Origin of the sequence: Paraburkholderia lebeckiae (genome assembly GCF_014201005.1) — a bacterium.
Lineage (GTDB): Bacteria > Pseudomonadota > Gammaproteobacteria > Burkholderiales > Burkholderiaceae > Paraburkholderia > Paraburkholderia tuberum.
Window position 1 is genome coordinate 1 of record NZ_JACHDK010000026.1, and the last position, 12,491, is coordinate 12,491.

A 12,491-nucleotide genomic window follows, 5' to 3' on the forward strand; every position below is an offset into this window, starting at 1 on the left:
TCTCCACCCGGTATGACAAGCTCGCTGACAGCTATCTCGTGTTCGCGTCCCTTGCCTGCTCGTTTGGGCCGCTTTTAAATGTGAACACGGCCTAGGCCTTTCGCTCCAGCAGGTCTGTTGCGAAAGACTTCGCATGCACTAAAGCCTCTTGCGCGTCGAGGAATACACCGAGCTGATCCCAGTGCTCTTCGACCGCGTACGTTCCTTTCATACCGAGTGCCCTCTGAACGCGCAATTGCGCTGCGTACCTGCCGTCCTCCAATGGTCGGGCAGTCGCTAATACCTTGTGCGGAAGATCGGATCTTTCTGGCTGAACCAACTCGACAGGACCGCCAGGTACGCCGATTTCTTTCAACTCGTACATGGTTCCGGCCGCCGCGGATCACGAGTCTGCCGAAGTCCCGAAAGCTATGCAGAATGAACGTGTTCAACGGGAGATGGTCGATATTGCGCAGCTCCAAGTCGAAGTCGTCGGCCAGCCCGCATCGTGCGGCCAGCAAAAGCGCGAGTGCAAGACTCTCCAGTGGCCGCGCGACGAGCGATCTCGCCGCGCTGTAATCGCCGTTGGTCGTGGCATGAAGATAGGCGAGCACGCTGCCGGGCAAAATCGATGGAACGGCCAGCCTGCCCCGATGCTGCACGATGCGGTTAAATAGCACTCCGACGGATACTTCGAGAAGCGCAGTCAGGCCGAGCGACAGCGCGGCATGCGCAAGCGTCAGCAAATACGGAGTTTCCTCGTCACTCACGTCGCACAGCGCCGGCGCATACTCATCCACGATGGACCCTGCCAGAGTTTCGAAGGGTGCGCGGCACGCGTCTGATCATCAGTAAGCGTGTCGCCGAAACCGTCTTGACGCGGAGTTGAGTTACGTACGCGCGGGAAGCTGAGCGGCAACGGCCCACGGCGTGAGGTCGCCGACGCGATTGATGGGATGATCGGCGAGGCGAGCGAGTACGAACCGCAGATATGCCTCGGGATCAACGTTGTTGAGCTTCGCGGTGCCGATCAGGCTATAGATCGCTGCGGCACGTTCGCCGACCATGCGATTAACCGCATCGACGAACTCGCACCGTGGGTCGTCGCCGATCAGCTCCGCACTGCGGTCTGAAGACGCCGGTCTCCGGTCAACCCGTTGCTGGTGCCACGCTTACCTGCACGCAGAGATGGCCTGATCCGTTGTCGGCACGTCGAAGCGCCCATCGTTGCGTTCCCGCTGATCGGCGTCATCGGCTCCGTGCACCACTTAGCTCCCGCGATTGAGTTCGCGGTTCAGCGCGGTCATTTCGTCAGTGCTCGGGAAAGCGGGGTACGCGCCGAGTCGGTCCATGAGCGCCTGGAGGTTCTGCGGCGCACGGGCCTTGTCCGCTGCCGCCAGCGCTTTGCGCAGGTCATGCGCCGTCAGGGAGGTGCAATACGCCGGCGTGCCCGGCTGCTGGCGCCAGGAGTCGGCAAGGCTTCCCGCATCGACCGGCTCGAACCCGGTTTCGTCCACCAGCGTCTGCGCGATCGCCTTGGCGGCCGCGTCATCGCCCGCGACCGGTACTGCGATGCGGTCGGCTGCGCCGCGCGGTTTTCCCCCGTCCACAAGCACGCCAGCCAGAATGGCGTTAAACGTCTTCACTACCGGGCGGCCGAACTGGGCGCTAGACCAGACGCTCTCGGGCTTGCCGTCGTCGACTTCGGCGATATTGCCATCTCGCACGGGATAGTAATTCGAGGTGTCTATGACGACGACGTCCGCCGGCACATCGGCGAACAGGCCTGCGAGTTCCGGGTTGTTCTTGAAAGGAATGGAAAGGACTACGACGTCGACGTCCTCGACCGCTTCGGCCGGAGTGACCGGTTCCGCGCCCACCTTTTGGGCCAACTGGCGTAGTTCGTCGGGGGGGCGGGTTGAGGCCAGCTTGATGCTGTGCCCGTTCGCGGAAAATTTTTGTGCGAGCGTTGCGCCGATGTTGCCTGCGCCGATGATGCCTATTTTCATGTTCGTCTGTTCCTTAAGTGTCGCGAGCGTCGGCCGCAAGCCAACGAGGGCGAAGTTGATCGCAGCCGGCGTCCGGCGTGAGGCCGTGTCCGGTCGCGGCTGGCTGATCGGCTTCGCATTCGCTTCTCGACACTGGACGTATCAGGTCTGTGTCGAGAAGCCCGCCGACCAGAGCGCCGATCCCCTTTCGAAGTTGAGCGAGCGTCAGCCTCCGGATCGGCGGCTTGTTACATCAGTCTACGTCAGACAGTCCGGCGCGAGCCGATGATCGCCTTGGTCTCCAGGTATTCGCCGAAGGCAACCTCGCCCCATTCGCGTCCGTTGCCCGATTGCTTGTACCCGCCAAACGGCGCGGCAAAGTCCATGTCGGCATAGTTCAGCGTGACCTGGCCGGCGCGCAGCCTGCGCGCAACGCGCTCGGCCTGGACCGGCTCGCCCTGGACGTAAGCCGCCAGCCCAAACACCGTGTCGTTGGCGATGGCGATGGCGTCGGCTTCATCGGCATAACCGATGATTGCGAGAACCGGACCGAAGATCTCCTGCTGTGCGATCGCCATATCGTTCTTCACATTGGCAAAGACGGTCGGGCGAACATAGAAGCCCGTTTCCAGTCCCTCGGGACGGCCAGGACCGCCGGTGACGAGCGTCGCGCCTTCATCGATGCCGGACTGGATCAGGCGCTGGATCTTGTTCCACTGCGCCTCAGATACGACCGGTCCCATCTTCGCATTGCTAGCCGGATGCCCCACGACCCACTGCTCGGCTGCGGCCCGGGCAAGCTCGGAGGCCTCCGCCATCCGCTCGGCGGGAACCAGCATCCGCGTGGGCGCACCGCAGGATTGACCGCTATTGATCATGACGCCCGCGACGCCCGCCGCAACAGCCGACGCCAGATCGGCGCTTGGCAGGAGGATGTTGGGCGACTTGCCGCCCAGTTCCTGATGCACGCGCTTCACCGTCTGGGCTGCATTGCGCGCCACCTGGATGCCGGCTGGCGTGGATCCGGTGAACGAGACGAGATCCACATCGGGATGCGCGGTCAGGGCATTACCCACGCCTGCTCCGTCGCCTTGCACCAGGTTGAACACGCCCGCAGGCGTCTGAGCCTCATGCATGATCTCGGCGAAGATCGTCGCCGAATACGGCGAGATTTCCGACGGCTTCACAACCATCGTGCAACCGGTCGCCAGCGCCGCGGCGACCTTGCAGGCGATCTGGTTGAGCGGCCAGTTCCAAGGGGTGATGAGCGCACAAACCCCGATCGGCTCACGCACGATCTGTGCAGTGCCGTGGGGGCCCTCGAAGCTATAACCGGCGAGCGCAGTGCGGCCGATCTGAAGGTGGCCGAGGCCGACGGGCACCTGATACTGCTCTGCAAGCCAAAGCGGCGCGCCCATCTCCTGCGAAACGGCTTGGGCCAGATCCCTGGCACGCCGCTGGTAGCCGGCGATGATACGGTCGAAGAGCGCAAGACGGTCCTCGACCGAAGTCAGCGAGAACGTCTCGAACGCAGCACGAGCTGCGGCGACCGCTCGGTCGACGTCGCGGGCGTCGCCGATCGCAACCTGGCCGGACACAGATTCATCCGCGGGGTTGATGACATCGATCACGGTGTCGCCGGCAGGCTCAACCCACGATCCGTTGATATAGAACTGAAGATTGTTTTGCATATCCGGGCTCTCCATCTTCGTCAAAGGAGGCCAAGGTATACGCCGTAGACCTGGGCGTCAATTAGGCACCTGGAGTAGCTCAGGTAGGCTTGAGGATACCGCGTGCTATGGGCCAACCCCGTTCGGTGGTGGTGTCCCGGTCGCCCTCACAGGCCCTGGTCGATAGTTCCTGCAGATCACTCGTCAAGCAAACTGTCGAAGTCCTGATCCTTCCGCCAACAGGCTCCCACCGGCCGCCGCGTCGAATGCCTGACGCGCGGCCTCGACCTCGGAAAACTTGACGAGCGTCCACTCATGCAGTGCCCGCAATGGCGGCTGCAACGTGCGCCCAAGAGGCGTGATCTGATACTGCACCGCCACCGGAGACAGCGAAACGACCGTCCTCGAGATCAGGCCGTTGCGCTCCAGCCGGCGAAGACTCTGGGTGAGCGCCTTCTGCGTGACGCCTTGGAGGCGCCGCCGGATGGCGTTGAAACGCTGCGGCCCGTCGTCCAGCACGGCCAGCACCATCATCGACCACTTGTCCGCGATCTGGTCGAAGAGTGCGCGGCTGGGACAGTCAGACGAAAAGCATTTCAGTTCGGGAACGGGCATGGGTGGTTTCCTTCGATACACCTGGGCGACTTCAGGTGCCTAATTGACGGCAGGTATCAAACATATACCATGATGCCTTTGTTTGCAACGGAGCCTGTTCAATGTCTCACCCCGATACCAGTACCCTGTTTCGTCCCTTCTCAATCCGCTCGCTCAACCTGAAGAACCGGATCGTCATGGCCCCGATGACGCGGCTCTTTGCCCCCGAGGGCGTGCCTGGCGACGCGAATGTCGCCTATTACCGGCGCCGCGCGGAAGGGCGCGTGGGGCTTATTCTGTCCGAAGGGACGGTCGTCGACCGTCCTGCATCACGCAACGACGGCGGCATTCCGTTGTTTTATGGCGAGGCCGCGCTAGCCGGTTGGAAAGATGTGATCGATGCCGTCCACGACGCAGGCGGACGCATGGCGCCTCAGATCTGGCACACCGGTTCCACCCGTTACCTCAACAACTGGGAGCCTGATGCGCCGGTCGAAAGCCCATCCGGGCTAGTCGCGCCCGGCGACCCTCGCGGTGTGGCTATGAGCGAAGAGGACATCGCGGATACGGTCGCCGCCTTCGCCAAGGCGGCAAGAGACGCCAAAGCGCTCGGCTTCGACGCGGTAGAGATCCATGGCGCCCATGGCTATCTGATCGACCAGTTTTTTTGGCTGGGAACCAACCAGCGGACCGATCGCTATGGCGGGCCGACGGTCAAGGAGCGGTCCCGCTTCGCAAGTGAGATTGTCGCTGCCGTGCGCGACGCCGTCGGTCCGGATTTCCCGATCATCATGCGGTTCAGTCAGTGGAAGCAGCAGGATTTGAGCGTGCGCGTCGCCGAGACCCCGGCGATCATGGAGGACTGGCTACTGCCGCTGGTTGAAGCCGGGGTCGATGTCCTGCACTGTTCGCAGCGACGCTTCTGGGAACCCGAGTTTCCTGAGATCGATGGCGAAAATGGGCTAAATTTTGCCGGCTGGGCCAAGAAGGTGACGGGTGCCGCGACGATCAGCGTCGGATCGGTCGGGCTTGAAAAGGATTTCGCCACCTCTTTTGCCGGCGAGGGATCGACCCCTGCGAGCCTGGACCGTCTCGTCGAGCGAATGGAACGCGACGAGTTCGATCTGATCGCCGTTGGTAGGGCCATTCTCAACGACCCAAGCTGGGTCAAAAAGGTTGAACACGGCCAATACGGCGCGCTGAAAGGGTTCGACGCGGCAGCGCTCGCCGAATTGGTCTGACGGTGAGTTCGAGGACGGGAACATTCTTCGAACCCGTCCTCGTTATTCGAATTTCACGCTTTCATCTGTTTTGAGCTTCCCTCGATCGTCCACCCAAACGTCAATGCCAGGACTTTTGCAGCCCTTCCCCAGGTTCGCCAGCCGCCGAGCCAGATGTGCCCATGACTTCTCGATACTCTCGCATGAGCAGGCTGCCGCTGCGCGGTTGCTTAGGTTCCATGGACGCAGGAAACAATCGGAACCGCTGTCGGCCGCTGTTTTGCGCGACGCTTGTCCGCTGACCGCAAATGAAGGGGTGGAAAGCTCCAGGAGACAACGAGTGTGCAACTCCCGTTTTACTCCAGTCGGGCTTACTGTCGCCGCCCTCCCCACATAGCATCTAGGAAACCGGACTGCCGACCATCGGCTTCCAACGAAAAAACCGGCGCAAGTTCGGTTCCTTCGGGTGGAACTACTGGCGGGTTAGACGGTACCTTCGAGCAGCACAAAGTTACCGGTCGCGGCCCCGGCGCGCAGCGCCTTCGCTGCCTGATATTCAGGGCTCTCATAGAACGCTTTGGCATCCGCGAACGAATCGAACTCGATCACCATGTGTTTCGTGTGCGTACCGCCTTCTAAATGCTCATGTTTGCCTGAGACTGCAACGATTTTCGGCGCAACATGTTTCGTTGAAAAGCTTGCTATTGCTTCGCCTGCGGCTTTTGAGTAGATCGCGTAGGCGGCTGCATCCGTGATGTTTACGTGTGCGACGAGGTAGCCTTTTGGCACGGGTTTCTGATGCATGGCTTGATCTCCTGTTGTTCGCGGCTGAACGACGTGTGCAGCTCGAACGTCGGATCGTGCCTGCAGCATCCACGCGGATAAAGCTGTCCCTGTGGACAACAGCATTCGAGCCGCATCAACAATGCTGCGACGCATTGGCCTGGCAATGCGGCCCGAAGCCGGCGTCGATTGTTGCACCCTGCGCGGTTGCGATGCGGGGGGAGGCAGAAAGCGATTCACCCGCCGAAGAAGTTCTTGCCGCTTGATCGGCTCGACCGGCGTCAAGCAGCAGACAACCACACCCGCATGGGCGCGCGATACGCCTCAGAGCCGCTTACGATCGAGCCACTGTAGTCTGCGGTCACTGGTGCAGCCTCGCGTATCTGAGGCCACGATGTCGCCCACAAGATAGGTATTCTTATATTTGCAGCGAGATTCTGTTGCGTAACCGCACCGATGCCGCGCACTCCACTCAGCACGCGGTGCCCGAGCGCGCAAAGCTGCGCACGCATTATCAGGGCGCGAAGCAATTTGCTTCATGGTCGCCCTGTCAGGCATCCGTGCGAATGGACCTTCCAATTGCTCACCTGCCCGACTCCCCGGATGACGCCTTGCGCCCCGAGGCGTGTCCCGACGGCCGACTTCTGACGCAGCGAATGACGTTCCGGTCAAACGCTGCTTCGGGGCGCGTCACAGGCCAGCGGGGTCAACTCGCTGGACAGAGCCACAGCCCCTCCCTCCAACATCTTTTTCCGGCGCGCTTCTCTCACGGCGATACTTTCGTCCAGTTGCCGCTCGAGACCGTCGTCTGCGTTGTCGGCCCTCCATCGTGCGACGCCATGCCTCTGACGCGTCAGGTGCGCCAGGCCGGGCGCCTGTTTCGCCAGCCTGGCGCACTCGAACTCCACGTCGTCGCAAACATCCGGAGGAAGGGCATATTCCCAGGTCGAACTGACATACTCCCGGGCATGGTGGACTGTCGCCGGAAAGTCTCGCAGCACGGACGTGATTTGTGATTGAGCCACTTCCATTCGACGGTGGGAAACGACAATTCAGGGACATGGACGCCGACCGTCGGTTGACCGCTACCGGTGCGAATCGCCTCTGCTGATGCCCACCCGGCCCTGTGCATCATGGCGCGGCAGGTGCGCGCGTATTTCTCAAGGGAGAGCGCGACTTCGAGCGCAGCGTCGCGCCGTTCGCGCCGATGATCACGTCGGTCCCGATGTGAATTCCAGCCGATGGTCACAACTGAGCTGACGACACTCGAAGCCAGAGTCATCTTGAACGTGTCCCACCAGTCGAACTGCTGCACTAGCGGCAACCATCCCGATGCGATGTCCACTTTCTCCATTGTTCGACTCATCAGTTCAACCCGCAGCTTGCCGTCGGGAGAAATGCGGGGGAATTCGATCGGACCCTGCTCATCACAAGTTCCTGCGCGTTCGGGTCTCTGTCTGGCCGTGCGCTCACTGGTGACCTGGCCGGTTCCGATCGGGTGTCATTACGCCGTGACTATCACGGCGTCACTACCTGTGCAGGCGTCGATGGCTCGACATGAGAGGGTCTGCGGGGCAAACCCGAAACCTCCTCGGGCCTTCCCGGGTTCAGTGACCGGGCCGCTGCCCGGCGCCTCACAGACCGTCATCTGTGCGCGGTTCGCGACCGCTCCCGTGTACTACGGTCGAAAGGAAATATGACCTGGGATCAGGGCGATCCATGCGAGCCCTGGCGGTGATTACCTGAAGCGTGCTCCGGATCGACGTTTTGCAAAGACGCCCATCTCGCGAAACCCGCGGCGAGGCCGGGGTGCGCTGCGAGGAAATCTGGGGACGACCGGCGCGTGCCCGTTGCGGCTGCCTCGACAATCGCACGTCCAGCCCAAACGGCGCTTCACACGGGATTCCCGACCGGCGACCCCGTAGGCAATGAAGGCGCGGGACAAACGACTTCCGTCGCTATCAGGGCAGAGCGCGACGGCGCCTTGACCCGCTGCCGGACACGCCCGGCAGCGGGCACGGTGCTGCCCGGCCCGTGTGGCCTCGCTGCCATGAACGACGTCGAGGCGATTGCGGCGTGGCTCGGGCTGCACGAATCGGCGCACACGGTGCTCGCCTACCGGCGCGAAGCCGAACGGCTGGTACTGTGGGCCGTCGTCGAGCGCCGACTGCCGCTCTCCTCGCTCACCGCCGAGGACGCGACTGCCTTCCGCGCCTTCCTGCCGCGTCCTGTGCCCGCTGCGCGCCGGACCGGGCCACCCTGCCCGCGCACGTCGCCGGCGTGGCGGCTGAGCGCGGGGGCTCACCCCGCGCTCAGCCGCCTACGCGCTGTCGGTGCTGCGCCGCCCTCCTTGCCTGGCTGGTCGACCAGCATTACATAATCATCAATCCGTTTGCCGGCGTGACGGTCCGCGGCGCTCACCCGCGCACCCCATTCGCCGCCGCGCGCGCTCTCGAAGGGCGCGAGTGGAAAACCGTACGCGCGTTTGCAGACCGGCTCGAACGCGCCGGCTGGAAGCCACCCGCGGCACACCGACTGCGCTTCGTGCTGGATTTCGGTTACGCCACCGGGTTGCGTGCGCGCGAGTTCGTGGCAGCGACGCTCGGCGACATCGAGGTGGAGACGCGTGGCACGTGGTGAATGGAGGTGACCGGTAAGGGGGCCAAGCCTGGCCGCGTGGCGCTGCCACCGCTCGCACGCGATGCCTTGCGCCGCTACCTCAGGTCACGGAGCCTGCCGGTCAATCGGAACCGATGGACGCCAGCCACACCGCTGATAGGTGCACTCGACCGAAATCAGGAAACGGCCCGGAGGGGCGGTCACGGCGCGTCGGGTAATACCAGCATCAGCTTTTCCAGGAGGCAGCGGAACATGTCCTGGCGCGCAATCCGGCGCTCGCCGCAAAGCTGCGGCACGCCAGCCCCCACTGGCTTCGTCACTATCTTCCCTGCCGGACTATGTCTTGTAAGCCCGGAATGCTGCTCCTTTTGAGGCAAATGGGCGAAGCCAAATAGAGATAGTCTGGGGCTCCTTTCCGCTGCACCCCAACATCGGGGAAGGAGCTCAACGTGAAGTACGTCATCCATGATCAGGTGGTCCTCTCACGACCACCTGAAGGGCCACTTGCGACGCTTCTCGCCTCATTTGCAAGAGCGCTGAGTGATCAGGGATACAGTGCGTATTCCCTGCATCGGCAAGTGCGCATTGCAGCAGACTTTAGCAGGTGGCTTGAACACGCAGGTGTCGGAACACGCCGCATCGGCACTGACCATGCAACACGGTATTTGCGACATCGCGCGCGAATCGTTCGACTGTGCCGCGGAGATCGCGCCGCCCTCGGACACCTCATGGAATTCCTACGCAGTAGGCAAGTAATTCACGCTGAGAAGACACCGGTTTCCCAACTGTCGCCTATTGAGCGCTGTATCAAGGCCTACGTAGCGTACTTGCGCGAAGCGCGCGCCCTGACCGAAGCGACGATTCGCAACTACGTGCCCTTCGTCCGCAGTTTCCTGGAGGACTGCTTCGGCAACCAACGGGTCACGCTCTCCCGTTTGCGCGCGAGCCATATCGTGAGATTCGTGCGACGTCAGGCACCACGTTTGCACCCGAAGCGGGCGAAGCTCATGACCGCTGGGCTGCGATCCTTTCTACGCTATACGAGCTATCGTGGCGACGTGGCGCTCGATCTCGCCGCAGCTGTTCCCGTTGTAGCCAACTGGTCGATGCCTGCGATTCCCCGCGCGATCGCGCCGGCTCAAATCCGGCAATTGCTTGCTAGCATCGATCGTCGAAGTGCGGTTGGTCGTCGCGACTACGCCATTTTGCTCCTGCTTGCCCGACTTGGATTGCGGTCGGGAGAAGTAGCGTTCCTCGAACTCAACGACATCGACTGGGCCGAGGGATGCCTGACTGTTCGCAACAACAGCGGGTTGTGCAACGAATTGCCCTTGCCCGCTGACGTCGGTAGGGCGATCGCCGCATATCTGAGTCGTGATCGACCGTCCGGCCTCTGTCGGCGCGTATTCTTGCGCTCAAGAGCTCCGTTCACCGGGTTTCGGAGCGCGTGTGCGGTCGGCTCCGTTGTGCGTCATTCGCTCCAGCGCGCCGGCATTGACGCGCCGACTATGGGAGCACACCAATTTCGCCACGGATTGGCCACTGAGATGCTGTGCCACGGTGCGTCGCTCGGCGAGATCGGTGAATTCCTTGGACACCGGCATCCACAGACCACGAGGATCTACACGAAGGTCGATATCAAGGCGCTGCGAACGCTGGCCGTGCCATGGCCAGGAGGTGTGCGATGAACACGCTTCGGCAAGCGCTCGACGAGTACGTTACCGTGAGACGCGCCCTCGGATTCAAGCTGAATGAGGCAGACAAGGGATTGCGCGACTTTGTCGCGTTCATGGAACGACGCCGCGCCTCGTACATCACGCAATCGCTCGCTCTCGAATGGGCTCAGCAACCATCATGGCAGCGACCCGCAAGCTGGGCGCAGAGGCTGGGCTTTGTCCGTATGTTCGCGCGCTATCGCAGTGCAACCGATCCACGCACCCAGATCCCAGCGCAAGGCCTGCTTCCCTTTCGGCCGACGCGGGCACGACCATATCTATATTCGGATGGTGAGATTCGAGCGCTGCTGGACGCGGCGCTTCAAATGCCGTGCAGGTTCCGACGCGATGAACTGCAGCCATGGACCTATCATTGCCTGTTCGGGCTCCTCAGCGTAACGGGTATGCGTCTGGGCGAAGTCAGAAACCTTGAACTTGAAGACGTTGATTTGAAGACAGGAGTGTTGACGATCTGCGGCACCAAGTTCGGCAAGTCGAGACTCGTTCCTTTACATGTCTCGACCTGCAAAGTACTTGCCGCCTACATTGCACGGCGAGAACGTTATTGGGCCGGGCGAACCGTGTCATCCTACGTATTCGCTTCCAATAGGGGGAACCGGCTGGACAACAGCGAGATTCATCGCGCCTTTTATCGACTCTCGCGCCAGATTGGGCTGCGCGGCGAATCAGACAGTCACGGGCCACGCCTGCATGACATGAGGCACGTCTTTGCGACGAGAACGCTTCTACATTGGTACCGGTCTGGACAGGACCCCGAGCGTCGTCTGCCCATCCTGTCGGCCTACCTCGGTCATGTCCATGTGGCCGATACGCAGTGGTACCTCAACGCCTCGCCCGAACTCATGCGCGAATCGATGGGCCGACTCGAGCGGCATTGGGAGAACCGCTCATGAACAAGTCAGCCAGCTTTGCTCCCTTTCTGGAGCGATTCTTTATACAGCGCCTGATGCAGCAGCGGCAGGCCAGTCCTCACACCATCATCTCGTATCGAGACACCTTCCGTCAGTTTCTGAGGTTCGCCGAGCAACACCTGCATAAGCCGCCGTCAGGTCTGGACTTCAAGGAGATCGACGCCCCCTTGGTTGTCGCGTTTCTGGACGACCTTGAGAAGCGTCATGGCGTAAGCACTCGCAGCCGTAATCTTCGCCTAACGGCAATTCACTCGTTCTTCCGGTACGCAGCTCTCGAAGCGCCGGAGTATTCTGCGCAGATCCAGCGCGTGCTAGCCATTCCCAGCAAGCGCTTCACCCGCACGCTCGTCAACTTCCTGACTCGCCCGGAGATCGACGCACTCCTTGCCGCGCCCGATCAACGTGCCTGGTCCGGCCGACGTGATCATGCCTTCTTGCTGGTGGCTGCGCAGACCGGCCTGCGTTTATCCGAGATGACTGGACTCAAACGCGAGGATCTCGTTCTTGGTGCCGGCGCTCATGTACGCGTAATCGGCAAGGGACGCAAAGAGCGCTGCACGCCGATCACGAAGTCTACGCGCGCCGTATTGAAATCCTGGTTGCGCGAGCCGCAGCGCGGTGATGGTGATGTGCTGTTCCCGAGCGCCAGGGGAGGACGTCTCAGTGTCCATGGCGTCCAGTACCTGATAAACAAGCATAGAGAAGCGGCGTCAAGAATGTGTCCCTCCTTGAACACGAAGCGGATCACCGTCCACTGCTTGAGGCATACGGTTGCCATGGACCTTCTTCAATCGGGCGTTCCTCGTTCAGTGATTGCACTGTGGCTCGGACACGAATCGGTAGAAACAACGCAGATCTATCTCGAGGCAACGCTTGCAATGAAGGAACAGGCCCTTGCGAAGATGTCGCCATTACGCGGCAAGGCGGGACGCTTCTGCCCGACGGACCAACTGCTCGCCTTTCTGAACAGCCTGTAGGGTCACGAAACTAT

At 61.8% G+C, this 12,491-nt stretch carries 11 protein-coding genes and 3 pseudogenes; 8 read left to right on the forward strand and 6 right to left on the reverse strand.

What is annotated here, in order from left to right; genetic code table 11:
• Window positions 1-95, forward strand: a pseudogene (locus HDG39_RS29880) (IS5/IS1182 family transposase); the annotation flags it as partial.
• On the opposite strand, the pseudogene HDG39_RS29885 reads toward HDG39_RS29880, so the two are convergent.
• Window positions 92-358: pseudogene (locus HDG39_RS29885) on the reverse strand (hypothetical protein); the annotation flags it as partial. The pseudogenes HDG39_RS29880 and HDG39_RS29885 sit on opposite strands and share 4 nt — an antisense overlap.
• A 52-nt stretch (window positions 359-410) precedes the next feature.
• On the opposite strand from HDG39_RS29885, the gene HDG39_RS29890 reads away from it, so the two are divergent.
• The gene (locus tag HDG39_RS29890) at window positions 411-656 is read left to right on the forward strand and encodes a hypothetical protein (protein WP_184011208.1); all 246 of its coding nucleotides are present in this window, start codon (window positions 411-413) and stop codon (window positions 654-656) included.
• Window positions 657-869: 213 nt separating this feature from the next.
• Here the strand turns inward: HDG39_RS29890 and HDG39_RS29895 are convergent.
• The 4 genes and pseudogenes from HDG39_RS29895 to HDG39_RS29910 form a co-directional block, all read right to left on the reverse strand.
• Window positions 870-1,040 (reverse strand): annotated as a pseudogene (locus HDG39_RS29895) (transposase domain-containing protein); the annotation flags it as partial.
• 207 nt (window positions 1,041-1,247) lie between these two features.
• The gene (locus tag HDG39_RS29900) at window positions 1,248-2,027 is read right to left on the reverse strand and encodes an NADPH-dependent F420 reductase (protein ID WP_260328352.1); all 780 of its coding nucleotides are present in this window, start codon (window positions 2,025-2,027) and stop codon (window positions 1,248-1,250) included.
• Between the two features lie 203 nt (window positions 2,028-2,230).
• A complete protein-coding gene (locus tag HDG39_RS29905) occupies window positions 2,231-3,658 on the reverse strand; it encodes an aldehyde dehydrogenase family protein (protein ID WP_184011212.1) in 1,428 nt (475 codons plus the stop codon).
• A gap of 183 nt (window positions 3,659-3,841) precedes the next feature.
• Window positions 3,842-4,252, reverse strand: coding sequence for a winged helix-turn-helix transcriptional regulator (locus HDG39_RS29910; RefSeq protein ID WP_184011214.1), 411 nt, complete (start codon window positions 4,250-4,252; stop codon window positions 3,842-3,844).
• A gap of 101 nt (window positions 4,253-4,353) precedes the next feature.
• Here HDG39_RS29910 and HDG39_RS29915 point away from each other — a divergent pair, with 101 nt between their 5' ends.
• Window positions 4,354-5,472 carry an NADH:flavin oxidoreductase gene (locus tag HDG39_RS29915; protein ID WP_184011216.1) on the forward strand — a complete coding sequence of 373 codons (1,119 nt, stop codon included), beginning with the start codon at window positions 4,354-4,356 and terminating at the stop codon, window positions 5,470-5,472.
• Window positions 5,473-5,934: 462 nt separating this feature from the next.
• Here the strand turns inward: HDG39_RS29915 and HDG39_RS29920 are convergent, their stop codons facing one another.
• A complete protein-coding gene (locus tag HDG39_RS29920) occupies window positions 5,935-6,255 on the reverse strand; it encodes a DUF1330 domain-containing protein (protein ID WP_221305915.1) in 321 nt (106 codons plus the stop codon).
• Between the two features lie 2,029 nt (window positions 6,256-8,284).
• Here HDG39_RS29920 and HDG39_RS29925 point away from each other — a divergent pair.
• From HDG39_RS29925 to HDG39_RS29945, 5 genes are all read left to right on the forward strand, one after another.
• Complete coding sequence (locus HDG39_RS29925; RefSeq protein ID WP_184011218.1) at window positions 8,285-8,614, forward strand: hypothetical protein; 330 nt, start codon at window positions 8,285-8,287, stop codon at window positions 8,612-8,614.
• 20 nt (window positions 8,615-8,634) lie between these two features.
• Complete coding sequence (locus tag HDG39_RS29930) at window positions 8,635-8,874, forward strand: site-specific integrase (protein WP_184011220.1); 240 nt, start codon at window positions 8,635-8,637, stop codon at window positions 8,872-8,874.
• A 428-nt stretch (window positions 8,875-9,302) separates the two neighbouring features.
• On the forward strand, window positions 9,303-10,541 hold the full coding sequence (locus HDG39_RS29935; RefSeq protein WP_184011222.1) for a tyrosine-type recombinase/integrase: 1,239 nt from the start codon (window positions 9,303-9,305) through the stop codon (window positions 10,539-10,541).
• A complete protein-coding gene (locus HDG39_RS29940; RefSeq protein WP_184011224.1) occupies window positions 10,538-11,482 on the forward strand; it encodes a tyrosine-type recombinase/integrase in 945 nt (314 codons plus the stop codon). The genes HDG39_RS29935 and HDG39_RS29940 overlap by 4 nt, the downstream gene beginning before the upstream one ends.
• Window positions 11,479-12,477 carry a site-specific integrase gene (locus HDG39_RS29945; protein WP_184011226.1) on the forward strand — a complete coding sequence of 333 codons (999 nt, stop codon included), beginning with the start codon at window positions 11,479-11,481 and terminating at the stop codon, window positions 12,475-12,477. Before HDG39_RS29940 ends, HDG39_RS29945 begins: the two co-directional genes overlap by 4 nt.
• Window positions 12,478-12,491: the final 14 nt, after the last annotated feature.

Bases quoted from the DNA above. Each gene is read 5' to 3' on its own strand.
- HDG39_RS29910 (WP_184011214.1), bottom strand. From the start codon at position 4,252: ATGCCCGTTCCCGAACTGAAATGCTTTTCGTCTGACTGTCCCAGCCGC.
- HDG39_RS29945 (WP_184011226.1), top strand. From the start codon at position 11,479: ATGAACAAGTCAGCCAGCTTTGCTCCCTTTCTGGAGCGATTCTTTATA.
- HDG39_RS29890 (WP_184011208.1), top strand. From the start codon at position 411: ATGCAGAATGAACGTGTTCAACGGGAGATGGTCGATATTGCGCAGCTC.
- HDG39_RS29915 (WP_184011216.1), top strand. From the start codon at position 4,354: ATGTCTCACCCCGATACCAGTACCCTGTTTCGTCCCTTCTCAATCCGC.
- HDG39_RS29920 (WP_221305915.1), bottom strand. From the start codon at position 6,255: ATGCATCAGAAACCCGTGCCAAAAGGCTACCTCGTCGCACACGTAAAC.
- HDG39_RS29905 (WP_184011212.1), bottom strand. From the start codon at position 3,658: ATGCAAAACAATCTTCAGTTCTATATCAACGGATCGTGGGTTGAGCCT.
- HDG39_RS29940 (WP_184011224.1), top strand. From the start codon at position 10,538: ATGAACACGCTTCGGCAAGCGCTCGACGAGTACGTTACCGTGAGACGC.
- HDG39_RS29925 (WP_184011218.1), top strand. From the start codon at position 8,285: ATGAACGACGTCGAGGCGATTGCGGCGTGGCTCGGGCTGCACGAATCG.